The 18,833-nt window shown below is 70.8% G+C and carries 18 protein-coding genes; 6 read left to right on the forward strand and 12 right to left on the reverse strand.

Annotated features, from left to right (window positions below; genetic code table 11):
• Positions 1 to 84: 84 nt before the first annotated feature.
• Positions 85 to 771 carry a metal-dependent transcriptional regulator gene (locus BJ964_RS03630; RefSeq protein ID WP_275407631.1) on the forward strand — a complete coding sequence of 229 codons (687 nt, stop codon included), beginning with the start codon at positions 85 to 87 and terminating at the stop codon, positions 769 to 771.
• Here BJ964_RS03630 and BJ964_RS03635 read toward each other — a convergent pair.
• Together BJ964_RS03635 and BJ964_RS03640 are read right to left on the reverse strand one after the other, a co-directional pair.
• A complete protein-coding gene (locus BJ964_RS03635; protein WP_188119346.1) occupies positions 768 to 1,331 on the reverse strand; it encodes a hypothetical protein in 564 nt (187 codons plus the stop codon). The genes BJ964_RS03630 and BJ964_RS03635 overlap by 4 nt on opposite strands.
• Positions 1,332 to 1,403: 72 nt before the next feature.
• Positions 1,404 to 1,634 (reverse strand): DUF5522 domain-containing protein, encoded by a 231-nt coding sequence (locus BJ964_RS03640; RefSeq protein WP_188119347.1) that lies wholly within the window; start codon positions 1,632 to 1,634, stop codon positions 1,404 to 1,406.
• A gap of 53 nt (positions 1,635 to 1,687) precedes the next feature.
• Between BJ964_RS03640 and BJ964_RS03645 the strand changes: the two genes are divergently transcribed.
• Both BJ964_RS03645 and BJ964_RS03650 read left to right on the forward strand, forming a co-directional pair.
• A complete protein-coding gene (locus BJ964_RS03645) occupies positions 1,688 to 2,146 on the forward strand; it encodes a MerR family transcriptional regulator (RefSeq protein WP_188119348.1) in 459 nt (152 codons plus the stop codon).
• Positions 2,143 to 3,042: an alpha/beta fold hydrolase gene (locus BJ964_RS03650; protein ID WP_188119349.1), complete on the forward strand. Its 900-nt coding sequence runs from the start codon at positions 2,143 to 2,145 to the stop codon at positions 3,040 to 3,042. Before BJ964_RS03645 ends, BJ964_RS03650 begins: the two co-directional genes overlap by 4 nt.
• On the opposite strand, the gene BJ964_RS03655 is transcribed toward BJ964_RS03650, so the two are convergent.
• From BJ964_RS03655 to BJ964_RS03675, 5 genes are all read right to left on the reverse strand, one after another.
• A complete protein-coding gene (locus BJ964_RS03655; RefSeq protein WP_188119350.1) occupies positions 3,039 to 3,992 on the reverse strand; it encodes an SGNH/GDSL hydrolase family protein in 954 nt (317 codons plus the stop codon). The genes BJ964_RS03650 and BJ964_RS03655 overlap by 4 nt on opposite strands.
• Positions 3,993 to 4,061: 69 nt before the next feature.
• Positions 4,062 to 4,610 carry a hypothetical protein gene (locus tag BJ964_RS03660; RefSeq protein ID WP_188119351.1) on the reverse strand — a complete coding sequence of 183 codons (549 nt, stop codon included), beginning with the start codon at positions 4,608 to 4,610 and terminating at the stop codon, positions 4,062 to 4,064.
• Positions 4,611 to 4,768: 158 nt separating this feature from the next.
• The gene (locus BJ964_RS03665) at positions 4,769 to 7,663 is read right to left on the reverse strand and encodes a vitamin B12-dependent ribonucleotide reductase (protein ID WP_188119352.1); all 2,895 of its coding nucleotides are present in this window, start codon (positions 7,661 to 7,663) and stop codon (positions 4,769 to 4,771) included.
• Positions 7,664 to 7,752: 89 nt separating this feature from the next.
• Positions 7,753 to 8,271: a transcriptional regulator NrdR gene (gene nrdR / locus BJ964_RS03670; protein ID WP_183216288.1), complete on the reverse strand. Its 519-nt coding sequence runs from the start codon at positions 8,269 to 8,271 to the stop codon at positions 7,753 to 7,755.
• A gap of 350 nt (positions 8,272 to 8,621) precedes the next feature.
• Entirely contained in the window at positions 8,622 to 8,759 is a 138-nt protein-coding gene (locus BJ964_RS03675) for a hypothetical protein (RefSeq protein WP_188119353.1), read from the reverse strand.
• 253 nt (positions 8,760 to 9,012) lie between these two features.
• Between BJ964_RS03675 and lexA the strand changes: the two genes are divergently transcribed.
• Complete coding sequence (lexA, locus tag BJ964_RS03680) at positions 9,013 to 9,786, forward strand: transcriptional repressor LexA (protein ID WP_188119354.1); 774 nt, start codon at positions 9,013 to 9,015, stop codon at positions 9,784 to 9,786.
• 72 nt (positions 9,787 to 9,858) lie between these two features.
• Here lexA and BJ964_RS03685 read toward each other — a convergent pair whose 3' ends face one another.
• Both BJ964_RS03685 and hflX read right to left on the reverse strand, forming a co-directional pair.
• A complete protein-coding gene (locus tag BJ964_RS03685; protein WP_188119355.1) occupies positions 9,859 to 11,574 on the reverse strand; it encodes a hypothetical protein in 1,716 nt (571 codons plus the stop codon).
• Positions 11,575 to 11,787: 213 nt separating this feature from the next.
• Positions 11,788 to 13,200 carry a GTPase HflX gene (hflX, locus tag BJ964_RS03690; protein ID WP_407650787.1) on the reverse strand — a complete coding sequence of 471 codons (1,413 nt, stop codon included), beginning with the start codon at positions 13,198 to 13,200 and terminating at the stop codon, positions 11,788 to 11,790.
• A gap of 153 nt (positions 13,201 to 13,353) precedes the next feature.
• Between hflX and BJ964_RS03695 the strand changes: the two genes are divergently transcribed.
• On the forward strand, positions 13,354 to 14,814 hold the full coding sequence (locus BJ964_RS03695) for an NAD-dependent malic enzyme (protein ID WP_188119357.1): 1,461 nt from the start codon (positions 13,354 to 13,356) through the stop codon (positions 14,812 to 14,814).
• A gap of 48 nt (positions 14,815 to 14,862) precedes the next feature.
• On the opposite strand, the gene BJ964_RS03700 is transcribed toward BJ964_RS03695, so the two are convergent.
• From BJ964_RS03700 to miaA, 3 genes are read right to left on the reverse strand one after another with little or no spacing between them, the layout of a single operon-like run.
• Entirely contained in the window at positions 14,863 to 15,603 is a 741-nt protein-coding gene (locus BJ964_RS03700) for a glycerophosphodiester phosphodiesterase (RefSeq protein WP_188119358.1), read from the reverse strand.
• On the reverse strand, positions 15,603 to 16,448 hold the full coding sequence (dapF, locus tag BJ964_RS03705) for a diaminopimelate epimerase (RefSeq protein ID WP_188119359.1): 846 nt from the start codon (positions 16,446 to 16,448) through the stop codon (positions 15,603 to 15,605). The genes BJ964_RS03700 and dapF overlap by 1 nt, the downstream gene beginning before the upstream one ends.
• An 8-nt stretch (positions 16,449 to 16,456) precedes the next feature.
• Positions 16,457 to 17,362: a tRNA (adenosine(37)-N6)-dimethylallyltransferase MiaA gene (miaA, locus tag BJ964_RS03710; protein WP_229806553.1), complete on the reverse strand. Its 906-nt coding sequence runs from the start codon at positions 17,360 to 17,362 to the stop codon at positions 16,457 to 16,459.
• Positions 17,363 to 17,542: 180 nt separating this feature from the next.
• Here miaA and BJ964_RS03715 point away from each other — a divergent pair, with 180 nt between their 5' ends.
• On the forward strand, positions 17,543 to 18,751 hold the full coding sequence (locus tag BJ964_RS03715; protein WP_188119361.1) for a DUF349 domain-containing protein: 1,209 nt from the start codon (positions 17,543 to 17,545) through the stop codon (positions 18,749 to 18,751).
• Positions 18,752 to 18,833 lie beyond the last annotated feature (82 nt).

Consider the following 18,833-nt stretch of genomic DNA (forward strand, 5'->3'; position numbering starts at 1 on the left):
GGCGTCGGGTAGGGTCGGACGGCACTTGTCCGGGGCGGAGGCCAACCCCCCGCAACGCGTTATTATCGCTGCTGGGAGGACCGCATCGTGAACGATCTCGTCGATACCACTGAGATGTACCTTCGCACCATCCTCGAGCTAGAGGAAGAGGGTGTGCCCGCACTTCGCGCCCGCATCGCCGAGCGCCTGCACCAAAGCGGTCCCACGGTCAGCCAGACCGTCGCCCGGATGGAACGGGACGGCCTGCTCACCGTCGAGGGCGACCGTCATCTCGTCCTGACCGAGCTGGGCCGCGCCAGCGCCGTCGCGGTGATGCGCAAGCACCGCCTCGCCGAGCTGCTGCTCGTCAACGTCATCGGCATGCCCTACGAGGAGGCCCACGAGGAGGCCTGCCGGTGGGAGCACGTGATGAGCGACGCCGTCGAGAAGCGGGTCTACGAGCTGCTCAACAAGCCGACCCGCTCGCCGTACGGTAACCCGATCCCCGGCCTCGAACAGCTCGGCGCCGTGGACGACGCCGCCGAGGCCCTCACCCGCGGCGAGCGCAACCTCGCCTTCCCGGGGCTGAGCGGCAGCGTCGAGATCCGCCGCATCTGCGAGAGCGTGCAGACCAACTCCGACGTGCTGCGCCAGCTGCACGCCGCCGGCATCAACCCGGGCACGACGGTGACCGTGGCACAGGAGCGCGACGGGGTGACCATCGACCGCTCCGGCGACAAGATCCGGCTGCCGCGTGAGGTGGCGTCCCGGGTGTTCGTCGCCGCCGGCTAGCCGTTGGTGGTGCTCAGCGCCTTGGCGAGTTCGAGCAGCTTCGCGTTCATGTCCTTCACCTCGGCCGCCGGCGCGCCCTTGGCGAAGGTGAAGCGCAACGTCTGAAGCTGCTTGGCCTCGCTGAGCCAGCCGATCTCCACGATCGGCCCGTGGCCCGCGGCGGCCTTCGCGGTGAGCCGGTAACCGGCACGCCCCAGGCCGCTCAGCTTCGTCGCCTTCTCCGGCATCCGCTCGCTCAGGAAGATGTCGGCGTTCGCCTTCGTGGTCTCCACCACCGAAAGCGTCAGATCCGGCCAGGCGGCCTCCAGCGTCTGCACCACACAGCTCGACGTGTCCTGCACCTGGTCCGAGGCGGCCACCGCGAAACGCACGCCGGTGGTCTGCTCGATGAGCCCGTAGTCCCACAGGATGCAGGCCCCACCGGCGGTCGCCGCGGGCTCCTCCACGATCTCCTCGGCCGGGGCCGACGGGGTGACCGCGCCGGCGGCGCCCTCACCGGCCTCGCAGCCCGCGGCGGCGAGCAGCACCACGGCGCCGAGCAGAGCCAAACGCGTACGCACCAAGCGATCCTTCCGGGGGAACGAGCGGACACACCGTACTGGGCGGCCCGGTGGCAGCGGAAGAGCGTGCGATCACGTGTCGGCCACATAGGGGCAGTGACGGCAGCCGCGGGTGCAGCAGGTGCCGCGCTTGGCCAGGAATCCGGCGGTCAGGACGAACAGGCCGGTGTCCGGGTCCGGATAGCCGGGCTGACCGCCGGCGAGGGCCGCGGCGTGGGCGGCCAGGATCTCCGGGCGGCGCGGATGGTCCGGTGCCAGCCGGCTGGGATGAGGTTCGGTCAACGGACGCGGCGCCGGCTCCACACCCGGAACCCTATCGCTTGACACTTGCTGTCAAGTAGGGACAGGATGGCCTCGTGGACCTCGCCGGGCAGCTGTTCCGCCTGCTGGACAACCGCCTGCTCGACCCGCTGGAGATCCTCCTGGAGGACGCCCGGCCGGGCGATGCGGTTCGTCCGCTCCTGCGGCACCGGGTGATCGAGTGGACCCGGGTCCTGGAGGGCGACGACGACGCGGCGGCCGTCCACGTGATCGCCCGGCTGATCGGCACGCTCTACCCCGACGATCACGCCTTCCATCCACCGGCCGACTGGTGGCGCACCCCGCTCGGCCGCGTCGTGGCCCGCCGGGCCGGTCACCCGTTCGCGACCACGGTGTCCCTGTCCACCGTCGGCGCGATGCTGGGCATCAGCCGGCAGGGTGTGCACGACCTGGTGCGCCGGGGCCGCCTGCCCCGCCATCCGGACGGCGGCGTGCCCGTCTCCGCCATCCGCGACCGACTTCGCGACAACCCTCCCACCGAGGAGTCCTCATGATCAACGACCGCCTGATCGACGCCGGCGAGGTTCAGCTGGCCGTCCGCGACTTCGGCGGCGACCAGCCGCCGCTCCTGCTCCTGCACGGCGCCGGCGGCAACCTGGCGTACATGACCACGCTGGCCCGGGCGCTGCGCCCGCACCACCGGGTGGTCACCCTCGACCTGCGAGGGCACGGCCGCTCCGCCGACGGCTCATGGACGTGGGAGGCCGCGCTCGGCGACCTGGCCGCCGTCTGCGTCCAGCTGGAGCTGGAGCGGCCCGCGGTGGTCGGCCATTCGCTCGGCGGCATGCTGGCCGCGCTCTGGGGGCAGCGCCACCCGGAGTCCCCGGGCATCGTGAGCCTCGACGGCAACCCGCCGCCGACCACCCCCGGGCACCTGCCCGGCCTCGACCCGGAGAAGGCGACGGCCGAGCTGGCCCGGCTGCACGCGGTCTTCGACGCCATGCAGGCCGCCGCCGGCCAGGTGATCCCGGCCGACCAGCTGCCCGACCTGGTGGAGCGGCAGCAGATGGCGGCCCGCGACATGGGCGCCAACGAGAAGGTGTGGGTCGAGGGGTTCCGGCGCAACCTGGTCCACCAGCACGGCGACACCTCGATCCGCCCGTCGGCCGGGCTCACCGCCCAGCTGCGGACCGCGATGAACGAGCTGGACCTGACCCCGGTGTACGCGGCGACCACCTGCCCCGAGCTGGTCGTGCTGCCCACCCGCAACCTGCCCGAGCAGGAGCCCTTCGCCGAGCTGTACGAAGCCCACCGCCGGTTCCTGGTGGAGCAGGCGCGGGCCGTGCCCCACCTGCGTCACCTGTCACTGGCCGACGCATCGCACGCCATGGTGATCGAGCAGCCGACCGCCCTGGCCGGGGTGATCACCGACTTCCTCGGCTCCCACTAGACACTGGACCAGTGGGCCACCTGGCGCTTCTTCGTCACGTAGCGGCCGGGCACCCAGGTCCTGGCCCGGCCACGGTGCTCGTAACGGCCGGGCTGCCACTCACGGAACGTCTCGGTGGTCCAGCGCCGGGTCTGCCAGCGCTCCACCGTGGTGGCGCCGCCGGCCGTGCTCACCTTTCGCAGGTACCACCAGCGGCAGTCGCGTACGGCCTGGTTCCGCGCGTGACACAGGTAGGCCTGCCGCGCCCGGAACGGGTCCCCGGCGGACCACAGCTCCGGGTACTGTGCGGCGCGCAGCGCCTGGTACCAGGTGTAGGACATCTTGCGGTAGCCGAACTCGTTCGGGTGGTGCCGGTCGTAGATGTCCAGCCCGGCCACCGTCGACTGGTCGACCAGGTGCACCATCGCGTCCTTCGCCGCCACCACACTCGGGATCAGCGCGTTGTAGGCCCGGTTGGCGGGCTCCTCGGACGCCACCGAGGTTCCGATGATCTTCGCAACGTAGATGTGCGCCCGGGGTGCGCCCAGGCGTACCCGATCGATGAGGCCGGAGAGTTTGCCGGCGACCGCGACCGGGTCCTCGGACCGGGTGATGTTGTTGGTGCCGGCGTGCAGCAGCACGACGTCCGGTGCGGACTCGGCGAGGCGCTGGTCGACCTGGGCGGCGATCTGGTCGATCGTCCAGCCGCCGACACCCTCGTGGTCCCCGTCGCCCGCGGTGCCGTCGCGGTGCGAGCCGACGAAGTCCACCGCCAGACCGGCGTCCCGCAGACGGCGCTGGAGGTCGATCCGGTAGCCATTCCTACCGGGCGAGCCGACCCCGACCGTGATGCTGTCACCGAGCGGCATGATCCGCAGCGGAGCCTGGGCCGCGGCCGGGGTCGACAACCCGGCGCCGACCAGTAGTCCGGCCAGCGGAGCCGCGAACGCGCCGAGCAGGGTACGCCTCATCTGTGCCCGTCCTGGAGTGCCGATGTCTGCGACCTGGACATCGGTGGGCCCCGGCGGGGCGATGAGACATCAGCGGGTGTTGCGCTCGGTTCGCAACCAGACGCCGAACTCCACCGCGGTACGCACCCCGTGCTCCAGCACCGCCGTGCAGATGTCGAAGCCGCTCACCTCGTCCGGGTACTCCGGGCGCTGATGCCACACGTTCTTGATCGCGAGGATCGCCTGCCGCTCCTCGTCGCTGAGCCGCCCGGCCAGCTCGCGGTGCCACTCGGCGCCGTCGGCGTGGTCGTCGTGCAGCCAGATCGACAGATCGACACGCCACTCGCCCACGGTGAGGGTGACGTGGTGGCGCTCGTCCCGCGGCTTCCCGGTCGGTGACCGGTCGCCCCGCTCGTCGGTGTAGGTGAAACCGGTCAGCCCGGGGACGGCGACCACCCGCCCGAGCAGCGCGACGACGTCACCCGGGGCGAACTCCGGTCCCCCGGCCAGCATCACATCGAGGTCGCGCCACACCATGAGCCCTGAGACGTAGCTGCCGGTCGGCAGCAGCGGCCCCAGGGGCTCCAGCAGCGCGAGCACCGAACGCGCCTCCGCCTGCAGATCCTCGGGCCGGCCCATCCTGCTCTCCCTCCCATCCGAATGCCTCCATGACCCCCGTAGACGGACATTGTCGGATGTGGCCGATCGGCGGGTGGGTTCGGGGCGTGGCGAGCCCCTGAAGACGGTGATGCCTCCCACCCGTACCGGGTGGGAGGCATCACCGTAGTGACTCCAGGTCAGCTGCAACCGGAGGTGGAGCCGCAGCCCTCGCAGACGTAGCAGCTTCCGGCGCGGCGCATCTTGGTGCCGCAGGTGAAGCAGAGCGGCGCGTCCGCGGCGTGGCCGGTGACGATCTCCAGCAGCTCGGTGGAGGATCCGGCGGAGACCGGGGTCTCCTTGTCCGGAGCCGACGCGGCCTTGATCTCGGCCACCGTCACCTTGGCGGAGCTCGCCGTGGTGACGACCGGCGCGGAGATGGCCATCGCGGCCATCTCCTCGGCGGCCGCTTCCGCGGCGGCCTCGGCGGCAGCCTGCGCGGTGCGCTCCTTCGCCGTGAAGATGCCCAGCTCAGCGCGGGTCTCGTAGGGCAGGAAGTCCAGTGCCAGGCGACGGAAGATGTAGTCCATCACCGAGGAGGCCATGCGGACGTCCGAGTCGTCGGTCATGCCGGCCGGCTCGAAGCGCATGTTGGTGAACTTCCCGACGTACGTCTCCAGCGGCACGCCGTACTGAAGGCCTATCGAGATGGCGACCGAGAAGGCGTCCATCACCCCGGCCAGGGTGGAGCCCTGCTTCGACATCTTCAGGAAGACCTCGCCGAGGCCGTCGTCCGGGTAGGACGACGCGGTGAGGTAGCCCTTGGCGCCGCCGACCGAGAAGGACACCGTCTCCGACGGGCGCTTCTTCGGCAGCCGCTTGCGGACCGGGCGGTACTCGATGACCTTCTCGACGATCTTTTCTGTCGCCGCGACCACAGGTGCGTCAAGGGCAACAGACTTCTTCTTCGCAGCAGAAAGCGGCTGCCCGACCTTGCAGTTGTCGCGGTAGATCGCGAGCGCCTTGAGGCCCAGCTTCCAGCCCTGGAAGTGGATGTCCTCGATCTCCTCGACGGTCGCCGACTCCGGCATGTTGACCGTCTTCGAGATGGCGCCGGAGATGAACGGCTGCACCGCGGCCATCATCCGGACGTGACCGATCGGGGCGATCACCCGGTCGCCCATGGCGCAGTCGAAGATCGCGTAGTGCTCCGGCTTGAGGCCGGGCGCGTCGACGACGTTGCCGTGCTCGGAGATGTGCTCGACGATCGCCTCGACCTGCTCCTCGGGGTAGCCGATGCTGCGCAGGGCCCGCGGGACGGTCTGGTTGACGATCTGCATGGAGCCGCCGCCGACCAGCTTCTTGAACTTGACCAGGGCCAGGTCGGGCTCGATGCCGGTGGTGTCGCAGTCCATCATCAGGCCGATGGTGCCGGTCGGGGCGAGCACCGACGCCTGGGCGTTGCGCCAGCCGTTCTTCGCGCCGATCTTGTTGCCGTTCTGCCACTGGCGGGTCGACTCGCGGACGATCTCTCCTGCGACGGCGCCCTGCGGGCGGATCTCGTCGTTCGCGGCGGCGTGCTTGCGCATGACGCGCTGGTGCGCCTCGGCGTTGCGGGCGTAGCCGTCGTACGCGCCGACGACACCGGCCAGCTCGGCGGAGCGGCGGTACGCGGTGCCGGTCATCAGCGAGGTGATCGCCGCGGCGACGCTACGACCACCCTCCGAGTCGTAGGGCAGGCCGGACGCCATGAGCAGGGCGCCGAGGTTCGCGTACCCGATGCCGAGCTGACGGTAGGCACGGGTGGTGATCCCGATCTTCTCGGTCGGGAAGTCGGCGAAGCAGATCGAGATGTCCATCGCGGTGATGATGAACTCGACGCTCTTGACGAACTTCTCCACCTCGAAGCCGCCGTCGGCCTTGAGGAACTTCATCAGGTTGAGCGAGGCCAGGTTGCAGGACGAGTCGTCCAGCGACATGTACTCCGAGCACGGGTTGGACGCGGTGATGCGGCCGGTCTCGGGGTTGGTGTGCCAGTCGTTGATGGTGTCGTCGTACTGGAGGCCGGGGTCGGCGCACTCCCAGGCGGCCCGGGCGATGTCGCGGAACAGCTTCTTGGCGTCGATCTCCTCGATCACCTCGCCGTTCAGCCGGCCACGGAGCGCGAACTTGCCGCCCTCCTCGACCGCCCGCATGAACTCGTCGCTGACCCGCACCGAGTTGTTGGCGTTCTGGTACTGCACGCTGACGATGTCGGCGCCGCCCAGGTCCATGTCGAAGCCGGCGTCCCGCAGCGCGCGGATCTTGTTCTCCTCGCGCGCCTTGGTCCAGACGAACTCCTCCACGTCGGGGTGGTCGACGTCGATGATGACCATCTTGGCCGCGCGGCGGGTGGCGCCACCGGACTTGATCGTGCCGGCGCTGGCGTCGGCGCCGCGCATGAAGCTGACCGGGCCGCTGGCCGTGCCGCCGGACGAGAGCAGCTCACGGGAGGACCGGATCCGGGAGAGGTTCACACCCGAGCCGGAGCCGCCCTTGAAGATCAGGCCCTCCTCCTTGTACCACTCGAGGATCGAGTCCATCGAGTCGTCCACGGAGAGGATGAAGCAGGCGCTGACCTGCTGCGGCGACTGGGTGCCGACGTTGAACCAGACCGGCGAGTTGAAGCTGAACACCTGGTGCAGCAGCATCCACGTCAGCTCATGGTCGAACAGCTCGGCGTCGGCCGCGGTGGCGAAGTAGCCGTGCTCCTCGCCCGCCTTGCGGTAGGTCCGGACGACACGGTCGATCAGCTGCTTCAGCGACCACTCCCGCTCGGGGGTGCCCACCGCGCCACGGAAGTACTTGGTCGTGACGATGTTCGCCGCGTTCACGCTCCAGAACGCGGGGTACTCCACGCCGCGCTGCTCGAAGTTGATCGAGCCGTCGCGCCAGTTCGTCATGACGACGTCGCGGCGTTCCCACTCGACCTCGTCGTACGGGTGAACGCCCTCGGTCGTCCAGACCCGCTCCACTCGCAGCCCCCCGGCCGCCGCGCCGCCGCTGCCGTTCGCACGGCTGCGCTGACGACCTGCAGTGATGCCGTCTCCGGCCATATGGATGTGCTCCCCCTCGTAGGTACCGCTACAGGTGTGTCGGTAAGAAGTGAGTCAGTCAGACTGGGATCGGCCGCTGCCGCGCCGTCTCAGCCGTTGAGCTTGGGTGCGCGTCCCCCGGACCGTGGCGCGACAGCGTGTCGCGTCCCGGCTTCCCGGACGGGAACGGCGTCGCGCAGCGCGGCGATCTCCTTCTCGAATTCGTCGAGAGAGTCGAAGGACTTGTACACGCTGGCGAACCGGAGATAGGCCACCTGATCCAGCTCACGCAACGGCGTGAGGATCGCCAGGCCCACCTCGTGGCTGGGAATCTCGGCGGCGCCACGCGCCCGGACGGTCTCCTCCACCCTCTGCGCGAGCAGAGCGATGGAGTCCTCGTCGACGGGCCGGCCCTGACAGGCCTTGCGCACCCCGCTCATGATCTTCGTCCGGCTGAAGGGCTCGGTGACGCCGCTGCGCTTGACGACCGCGAGGACCGCCTCCTCGACGGTCGTGAAGCGCTTGCCACACTCGGGGCACGCCCGCCGGCGACGGATCAACTGACCGTCGTCGGCCTCACGCGAGTCGACCACGCGCGAATCGGCATGGCGACAGTACGGGCAGCGCACCGTGATCTCCCTTCGGCCCCTTCTCGACGGGCTCCGGGCACGCCGAAACGCAGCGGAACCGATGTCGGAACGACCGGTAACGCTGTGGATGGCATGTGGATAACCAGGGAGAATGAAACCCAACCTGTGGACAACTTGCATCAGTGTAACCACTAGATGTTGGGGTAAACGCTAGGCCCCGGCGGACGCCGATGCAAGCTCAGCAACGTGCCGACGCGCCGTATTTTGCACCTCACCACCAGCGGTGATGTCACGATCACTCGCAGCGCCCGCTACGGGCCACGCGACGCGCCGGAAAATCGGGCGGGACACCCGACGGAGATCAACCCGGGACGCCCGGGACAGCCAGGTCAGGCCTGGGAAGCCGTAGTGAAGAGCACAACACTCGCCAGGCCCACCATGGCGAAGAAGACACCGAGCAGCACGACCCGGCCACGCCGCGTGAGCCGCAACGACGGCCCGACGTGTCGCGCACCACTGACGGTCATGGCGATCCCTCCTCTAGGACACCCGTTCGATAGAACGTCCGTACGACGGTCTATCAGAACAGGGGTACGGAAGTCGAGCATCCGGGAGCGACACGCCGGGGAAATCTCGTACAGATGTTTGAATATGTCGCACCTGCCCATTAGGTTCTCCGTCAAGAGGGGTCAGCCGGACAAACGCCATCCCCACGGCGTTGCCCCCGGCTCCGCGACGCACCACGTGCCGACGAGGCACTGGCCGACAGGGAGGGCGGACGTGTCGACCGACGACCGCACGAGCCGACAGCAGCAGACCAGGAAGACCGAGACCGGCCGCCGCCGGACGACGAGCCGTTCCCGCGGTCCCGAGGCGCCCCAGTTACGCGCGGTCACACCGGTCGGCCACCTGCCCGAGGTGGTGGCCGTCGACCTCACCGCCCGGCAGCGCCGCATCCTCGAGTTCATCCGTGACTGGGTGGAGAAGTACGGCTACCCGCCCAGCGTCCGCGAGATCGGCGAGGCGGTCGGCCTGGTCTCCCCGTCCAGCGTGGCGTACCAGTTGAAGGCCCTGGAGAGCAAGGGATACCTCCGGCGCGACCCCAACCGGCCCCGCGCCGTGGACGTGCGGGCGCCCGGCGAGCTGGTCGACGACGAGGCCCTGCGGGCCGCCCGGCCGCAGCCGGCGTACGTGCCCCTGGTCGGCCGGATCGCCGCCGGTGGCCCGATCCTGGCCGAGCAGGCCGTGGAGGACTTCTTCCCGCTGCCGCGCGAGCTGGTCGGCGAGGGCGACGTCTTCATGCTGGAGGTCAAGGGCGACTCGATGATCGACGCGGCGATCTGCAACGGCGACTGGGTGGTGGTCCGCCAGCAGCCCAACGCCGAGGCGGGCGACATCGTGGCCGCGATGATCGACGGCGAGGCGACGGTGAAGAGCTACCGCCAGCGGGACGGGCACGTCTGGCTGATGCCGGCCAACCCGGCCTTCGATCCGATCCCGGGCGACGACGCGACCATCATGGGCCGCGTGGTGGCCGTCCTGCGCCGCGTCTGACCCGGCAGGCCGGGAAACGTCGAAGGCCGGCCCCGCATCGCGCGGGGCCGGCCTTCGTTCGGTCAAGGGGGACTAGCGGTTGTCGGGGCCCGGCGGGCGGCCACCGCCGCCATACATGCCCGGGCCCTGCTGGGGGCCACGCGGCTGCTGCTGACCGCCGTAGACTCCGCCACCGCCACCGCCACCGGGCGGCTGCGGAGGACGGCCGGGCTGCTGCTGCTGCTGCTGCGGCCCACGTGGGGGCTGCTGCGGGTTGCGCGGCGGCACCTGACCCGGGCCACGGCCGGGCGGCGGCTGCTGACCACGGCCGGGCGCCTGCTGCGGACTGCGGGGCGGCTGCTGCTGCGGGCCGCGAGGCGCCTGCTGGGGGCCGCGCGGCGGCTGCTGCTGGGGACCGCGGGGCGGCTGCTGCTGCGGGCCGCGAGGCGCCTGCTGGGGGCCACGCGGCGGCTGCTGCTGCGGGCCACGGGCGGGCGGCTGACCGGCGGGGCGGCCGTACTGTGGGCCGCCGGGCGCCGGGCCGGACCCGGCGCCGCCGTAGACCGGGCCGCCGCCACCGGGACGGCCGGAGCCGTAGGCCGCGCCCCGCTGAGGCGCCCCGCCGACCCCGATCAGTTCGGTCTCCGGGTCGTCCTTGTCGATGCCGCCGGGCAGGTCGTCGTCGAGCGGGCCGGTCGCCTGCGGCGACTTGCGGAACCGGACGATGCCGAAGACGCCGGCGCCGACCAGGAGCAGGCCGACCAGACCGACACCGCCCACCGCATACATCAGATTGTCCGGGGAGTAATACCACGGCGTGCCCGTGGTGTCGCTGCCCTGCTTGTCCGACTTCTTGGCGACCTCGGTGGCCGGCGTGTACTGCCGGATGTGGTTGGCGGTGGCAGTGTCACCGCTCATGTCGGAGATGGTGAGGAAGGTCTTGCCGTCCGCCGAGTACGAGATCGCCTCACCGAACTGCTCGTTGGGCAGGCCGGTGGTCCGCGGCACCTTCTTCAGGGCGGCCAGCACGTCACCGTTGGCCACGTCCCACTCGAGGGCGTCGGTGTACGTCCGCAGGACGACCTTGCCGCCGCCCGGGGCGATCGCACCGCCGGTGATGGTCTTGTTGCCGATCCGGGCGACCCGGTTGCCGGCGGTCTCGGTGGCCGAGAGGGTGATCTCACCGACCCGCTCCATCGGCACGCCGGCGGAGTTGTTGACCTTGAGCGCGGCCGTCGGCCGGTAGACGCCGGCCGGCTTGCCGATCTCCTTGGTCACGATGAGCGGGGTGCCGTCGCCGTTGAGGAGCAGCGCCTCGGCGTCGTGCGCGTCCCCGCCCGGGTAGCTGAGGCGGTGGAGTTTCGGCTTGTCCGAACCGTCCGCCTTCATGCTCCACAGGCCGATGGTGGACCGCGGGTCGGGCGGCGAGTCGCGGACGCCGTTGTCGCCGGTGTCCGCGATCCACAGGGTCTCGCCGTCGGCCGAGAGCACGATGTCCTCGGTGTCGGCCGGGTTGCCGCTGAACGAGACCTTGTCGACGACCTTGCACTGGTTGTTGAGGAAGAAGACCTGCTCCCGGCTGCCGCCGTCCTCACCCGCGCCGTCGTTGACGGCGACGTAACCCGACTTGGTCGCCACCAGGCCGGAGATCTCGGACAAGTCGGCATCGCCGATCTTGCAGAGCTTCTTGCCCGGCGTCGCCTTCGCGCTGACCGTGGGGGCCGGCGTCGGGTCATCGGCGGACGCGCCGGAGGAGCCGACCATCACGAGACCGAAAGCCACGATGGTCGAGAACACGAGACGCCGCATTCGCACAGTGTCGCATGCGGAAACACGTGCCGGTATTACGTGTGGATCAAAGCTGGGACGAGTCGGGCACTCCTGTGATATCACGCCTTCACACTCGGTGATTGACATGACCGGATTGACCGCACCCGTCCCAAGCGGGGTCGGATGCGGCCTCCTCGCGAACGAAATTTTGTTCACGTTCATCCCGTCGCCACGGCGGACGAAGCCACGGGATCAGGAACGAAACTCCGCCAACTCGGCCGCGAGCCGCTCGTCGACTCGTACGAGCAGTTCGGTTCCGTCGTCCAGGTGTCGGGACTGGAGCACCTGACCGGACCGGTGCACCCGGGCCACCAAGTCTCCCCGGTCGTACGGCACCAGGAGCCGCAGCTCGACGGCCGGCCGGGGCAGCCGGTCGGCGATCGCCTTGTGCAGCTCCGGGATGCCGGCGCCGGACCGCGCGGAGACGAAGATCGCATCCGGCCACGTCCGCTTCAGGCGCAGCACGGTCTCCTCGTCGGCCGCGTCCAACTTGTTGATCACCAGGAGTTCGGGCAGCCGGTCGGCGCCGACCTCGCCGAGCACCTCGCGGACCGCGCTGACCTGGCCCTCCGGGTCCGGGTGGGCGCCGTCGACGACGTGCACCACCAGGTCGGCCTGGGCCACCTCCTCCAGCGTCGAGCGGAACGCCTCGACGATCTGGTGCGGCAGGTGCCGGACGAAGCCGACCGTGTCGGAGAGCGTGAAGACACGCCCGTCCTCCGCGGCGGTCCGGCGGGTGGTCGGGTCCAGGGTGGCGAACAGCGCGTTCTCCACCAGGACCCCGGCCTGGGTCAGGCGGTTCAGCAGGCTGGACTTGCCGGCGTTGGTGTAACCGGCGATCGCCACGGCCGGCACCCCGCTGGCGGCACGGCGGGAGCGCTTGGTCTCCCGGACCGTCTTCATGGATTTGATCTCACGCCGCAGCTTGCTGATCCGGGTGTTGATCCGCCGCCGGTCGGTTTCCAGCTTGGTCTCACCGGGACCACGGGTGCCGACACCGCCGCCACCCGAGCCGCCGCCGGCGCCGCCGCCCTGCCGGGACATCGCCTCACCCCAGCCGCGCAGACGCGGCAGGAGGTATTGCAGCTGGGCGAGCTCGACCTGGGCCTTGCCCTCCCGGCTCTTGGCGTGCTGGGCGAAGATATCGAGGATCAGGGCGGTCCGGTCGACCACCTTGACCTTGACCTGCTGCTCCAGGTTGCGCAGCTGGGACGGGGACAGCTCGCCGTCGCAGATGACCGTGTCCGCGCCGGTCATGACGACCACGTCGCGGAGCTCGTCGACCTTGCCGCGGCCGATGAAGGTGGCCGCGTCCGGCTGCTTCCGGCGCTGGATCAGGCCCTCGAGGACCTGGGATCCGGCGGTCTCGGCGAGGGCCGCGAGCTCGGTCAGGGAATTGTCGGCATCTTCCACACTTCCTTCGGTCCACACTCCGACCAGCACGACTCGTTCGAGCCGCAACTGCCGGTACTCGACCTCGGTGACATCGGTCAGCTCGGTGGAAAGACCGGCCACCCGCCTGAGCGAGTGCCGCTCCTCGAGCTCCAGGTCTCCGGTGGTGGGATCCAGCTCGTCAAGGACGGGTGTCTGGTACGTGTTTCGCAAAAGTGACCTCCTCCGCACGATCGTGGCACGTCGTGCGGGCGCATGCATCCAGATAACAGGGCCTAACTCACGGGTAACCACCGCGAAGGGATCGAACATTCCGCGCGAGCGACAATTCCAACTGCTCGCCCCACCAACGTCGGAGGGAAAACCGTGGTGACCACCCGCCTGCCGAGCGCAGGATTCTCGATCACGATTCGCATCGCCGTAACCGCGGACGCCTCGTCCATCGGCCGGCTCACCACCTGCGTGGGTGAGGCCGGGGCGATCGTGACGGCGCTGGACGTGGTGGACTCCGACCCCACCCACGTGCTGGTCGACCTCACCTGTGACACCGCCGACGCCGCGCACGCCGACCAGGTCGTCAAGCAGTTGGAGGACCAGGACGGGGTGGACGTCCGCAAGGTGTCCGACCGCACGTTCCTGCTGCACCTGGGCGGCAAGATCGAGGTGTCGTCGAAGGTCGCGCTGCGCAACCGGGACGAGCTGTCCCGCGCGTACACCCCGGGGGTGGCTCGGGTCTGCATGGCGATCGCGGAGAACCCGGCGGACGCCCGCCGCCTCACCATCAAGCGCAACACGGTCGCCGTGGTCAGCGACGGCTCGGCCGTGCTCGGCCTGGGCAACATCGGGCCGGCCGCGGCGATGCCGGTGATGGAGGGCAAGGCCGCGCTGTTCAAGCGGTTCGGCGGTGTGGACGCCTGGCCGGTGGTGCTGGACACGCAGGACACCGACGAGATCGTGGCCATCGTGAAGGCGATCGCCCCGGCCTACGGCGGCATCAACCTGGAGGACATCGCGGCGCCGCGGTGCTTCGAGATCGAGGCGCGGCTGCGTGAGCTGCTGGACATCCCGGTCTTCCACGACGACCAGCACGGCACCGCGATCTGCGTGCTGGCCGCGCTCACCAACGCGATGCGGGTGGTGGGCAAGCGGATGGAGGACGTGAAGGTGGTCGTGTCCGGCGCCGGCGCGGCCGGCACCGCGATCATGAAGCTGCTGATGCGGCAGGGGGTGGGCGACATCATCGCCTACGACCGCCGGGGCGCCCTGCACCGTGGCATGCCCGGCCTGAACGAGTCGATGCAGTGGCTGGCCGACCACACCAACCGGGAGAACTACTCCGGCGACCTGCCCGGCGCGATCGCCGGGGCGGACGTCTTCATCGGCGTCTCCGCGCCGAACCTGCTCACCGGCGACGACATCGCCCGGATGGCGGACAGGGCGATCGTGTTCGCGATGGCCAACCCGGACCCGGAGGTCGACCCGCGGGAGGCCCGCAAGCACGCCGCGATCGTCGCGACCGGCCGCTCCGACCAGCCCAACCAGATCAACAACGTGCTGGCCTTCCCGGGCGTCTTCCGCGGCCTGCTGGACGCCGGCGCCGAGGAGTTCACCGAGGAGATGGCGCTGGCCGCGGCCCGGGCCATCGCCGACGTGGTGGGCGAGGACAAGCTCAACCCCACGGTGATCATCCCGAGCGTCTTCGACCAGCGGGTCACCCCGGCGGTGGCGGCGGCGATCCGCGCGGTGGTCCGCGGCGGGCACGCCCCGTCCAATTCCGCGGCCCTTCCGGAGTCGGAGCTCGACAAGGCCCCGGAGACGACCTTTTAAACCTTTTGCCGGGTACGGGGACGCGCACCCGTACCCGGTGAAAAGGTCCTACTCCGCGCCCGCCCAGCCGGTGAGCTCGCCGACCAGGTCGGTGATCAGGCCGGACACACCCGCGTCCACCAGGGGACGCCACTGGGCCATGTCGTTGGGGGTCCACGGCATCACGCCGATCCCGGCCGCGGCCAGCCCGGCCATCGTCTCCGGGCCGTGCAGCACGTCCTCCACCGACGGGTTCGTGCAGGCCACGCCCAGCTCCCGGGACAGTTCGACGGTCTCCGCGTCGAACCGGAACAGCAGCAGCCCGCGCCGCACCTCGGGCGCCACGTCACGGACCTTGCGGACCACGTCGGCGTCGAAGCTCTGCAACACCGAGCGGCCCAGCAGGTCGCGCTCGGCGAGCTCGGCCACGATCGACTTCACCTCGTCGAGGGTGGCCGGCGGTTTGATCTCGACGAGGATCTCGGCCGGCCCGGGGGCGAGCAGGTCCAGGGTCTCGGCCAGCGTGGGCACCCGCAGCCCGGTGAACCCGGCGCCGAACCAGGAACCGGCGTCCAGCTCGGCGATCTCGTCGTAGGTCAGGTCCCAGACCCGGCCGGAGCCGTTCGTGGTCCGGTCGACCGTCCGGTCGTGGATCACCACGGGCACGGCGTCCCGGGTCACCCGGACGTCGAACTCGACGAAGGTGGCCCCGGCCCGCAGCGCGGCGGCGAAGGCGGGCAGCGTGTTCTCCGGGGCGACGGTCGAGTAGCCCCGGTGCGCGACTCGGTGCACTGCGGCGCGGGGCGGCATCAGAGCACGGCCGCCGGGTCGACCTCGCCGTCGGCGACCAGCACGGCCGGGCCCTCCAGCCACCACCCGCCCTCGGCGTCGTGGGTCACCACCAGGCGGCCGCCGGGCAGGTCCACCGCGATCGAGCCGGTGGCCAGGCCGGCGTCGCGCAACGCCACCGCGCCGACCGCGAGCGCGCCCGTGCCGCAGGACTGGGTCTCGCCGGAGCCGCGCTCGTGGACCCGCATCCGGACGTGGCCGTCGGCCCCCTCGACCGGCTCGGCGGGCTGGACGAACTCGACGTTCACCCCGTGCGGGAAGACGGCCGGGTCGTGCAGCGGCGGGCGGGTCAGGTCGAGGGCGGCCAGCTCCGTCCCGTCGTGCAGACCGCAGACCAGGTGTGGGTTGCCGGTGTCCACGGCGACACCGGGCACGGTGAGGGCGCCGACGGTCGCCGTGCTTCCCGCGTACACCTTGGGGGTCGTCATCCGCGCACGGACCGTGCCGTCACCGATCAGGGTGACCAGGACGCCGGCCCGGGTGGCCACCGGAAGGCCCTCGGGGCCGGGCGTGGCGAGGCCGCGGTCCAGCAGGTAGCGCACGAAGACGCGCAGGCCGTTGCCGCACATCTCGGCGATCGAGCCGTCGCTGTTGCGGTAGTCCATGAACCACTCGGCCTCGGCGGCGAACCCGGCGGCCTCGGGATGTTCGGCGCTGCGGACCACCCGGAGCACACCGTCGCCGCCGATCCCCCGGCGGCGGTCGCAGAGCGCCGCGACGAGCTCCGCGGTCAGGTCGAGCTCCCCGAACGGGTCGGGGATGATGACGAAGTCGTTGCCGGTCCCGTGGCCTTTGGTGAAACGCACGCCGCCCATCATCCCGCAAGCGCGATCGCCTCCGCCACGAGCTTCGGATCCGCCCCGTCCAGCCAGGTGATCGAGGGGTCGCGCCGGAACCAGGACCGCTGCCGGCGGACGAACCGGCGGGTGCCCTGGACGGTGTCCGCCTTCGCCTGCTCCTCGGTCAGCGCGCCGTCGATCTGGGCGAGCGCCTGCTGGTACCCGAGCGCACGGGAGGCGGTCCGGCCCTCCCGGATCCCGGTCAGGCCCCGCACCTCGCCGATCAGCCCGGCCGCCCACATCAGGTCGACCCGCAGCGCGATCCGCTCGTCCAGCGCGGCGGTGTCCCGGTCGACGCCGATCTGCACCGACTCGTAGACCGGCCGCGGATCGGGCAGGCTCGCGGTGAACGGCAGCCCGGTCAGCTCGATCACCTCCAGGGCGCGGACGATCCGGCGGCCGTTGCTCGGCAGGATCTTGGCGGCGGCCGCCGGGTCGCGCTCGGCGAGCCGGGCGTGCAGCGCCGCCGGGCCGGCCGCGGTCAGCTCCTGTTCGAGCCGGGCCCGGATCTCCGGGTCGGTGCCCGGGAACTCGAAGTCCTCCAGGACCGCCCGGACGTACAGGCCGGAGCCGCCGACCAGCAGCGGCACCCGGCCGCGGGCGAACACGTCGTCGATCGCGGCCCGGGCCAGCCGCTGGTACTCGGCGACCGCGGCGGGCTCGGTCACGTCCCAGATGTCGAGCAGATGGTGCGGCACGCCCTCGCGCTCGGCCGCGGTGAGCTTGGCGGTGCCGATGTCCATCCCGCGGTAGAGCTGCATCGAGTCGGCGTTGATCACCTCGCCGTCCAGCACGTGGGCGAGGGCGATGCTCAGCGCGGATTTGCCGGCCGCCGTCGGACCGACGACGGTGACCACCCGCTGACCTGTCCGGAACCGCACCGGCCAACCGTAGGACACCGTTGTGTCACGGTCGTCGGCGGGAGCTTTCCCCTAACCGGGTTGGACCTGTGACAATGCGCGAGAAAGAATGCCGTTGGGAAGTTGGCATTCGAGGCTGCGCTATGGCGGTGGCCGAGGGTCCGGTTGGACCTGCGGCGCCGGGAGAACGAGGATGAGCTCATGAACGACTGGACGGCCTTCGGGCGCGTGGATGCCGACGGCACCGTGTACGTGAAGACCGCCGAGGGCGACCGTGTGGTCGGCTCCTGGCAGGCGGGCACCCCTGAGGAGGGGCTCGCGCACTTCGCCCGGCGATTCGACGACCTGGTGACCGAGGTCGACCTCGTCGAGGCTCGCCTCAAGTCCGGCGCGGCGGACGCGGCCCACTCGCTGAGCAGCGTGAAGCGGCTGCGGACCCAGCTCGACGAGGCCCACGTGGTGGGTGACATCGACGGTCTCGCGGCCCGCCTGGACCGGCTCGCCACCCTCGCCGAGGAGAAGGCCGGTGAGGCCCGCGCGGCCCGCGAGGTGGCCCGCACCGAGGCGGTGGCCCGCAAGACCGCCCTGGTCGAGGAGGCGGAGAAGATCGCCGCCGACGCCACCGGGTGGAAGTCGGCGGGAGACCGGCTCAAGGAGATCCTCGACGAGTGGAAGACGATCCGCGGCGTCGACAAGAAGACCGACGGCGAGCTGTGGAAGCGGTTCGCCGCCGCCCGGGACGGCTTCACCCGCCGCCGGGGCGCCCACTTCGCCACCCTCGACGGCCAGCGCAAGCAGGCGCAGACCGCCAAGGAGGAACTGGTCACCGAGGCGGAGAGCCTGGCCGAGTCGACCGAGTGGTCGAGCACCGCCAACCGGCTCAAGGAGCTGATGACCGAGTGGAAGTCGGCGCCGCGCGCCGCGAAGGAGGCCGAGCAGCGCCTCTGGGAGCGCTTCCGGGCCGCTCAGGACGCCTTCTTCACCCGGCGCAGCGAGGTCTTCTCGGCCCGTGACGCGGAGTACCAGGGCAACCTGGAGAAGAAGCAGGCGATCCTGTCCGAGGTCGAGGCCATCGACGTCGACGCCGACCCGCGCGGCGCGCAGAACCGCATGCGGGACGCGCAGGCCTCCTGGCACGACGCCGGCCGGGTGCCCCGGGAGGCCGCCGCCTCGCTGGACCGCCGCTGGCGGGCCGCCGAGGAGCGGATCCGGGTGGCGATGGACTCGGCGTGGCGCAAGACCAGCCCGCAGGACAACCCGCTGCTGCGGCAGATGCGCGAGCAGGTCGCCGAGGCCGAGGAGAAGCTGGCCCGCGCCCGTTCCGCCGGCGACAACCGGCGGATCAAGGAGGCCGAGCAGGCGCTCGCCTCGAAGAAGCAGTTCCTCGCTCTGGCCGAGCAGGCGAACTGATTTCACGCTCCGGTGACGGGGGCGACGGACCACTGGTCCGTCGCCCCCGTTTCTCGTGTACCCGATTGTGCCCTCCGATCGT

It is taken from the genome of Actinoplanes lobatus, assembly GCF_014205215.1.
In the GTDB taxonomy this organism is placed as follows: domain Bacteria; phylum Actinomycetota; class Actinomycetes; order Mycobacteriales; family Micromonosporaceae; genus Actinoplanes; species Actinoplanes lobatus.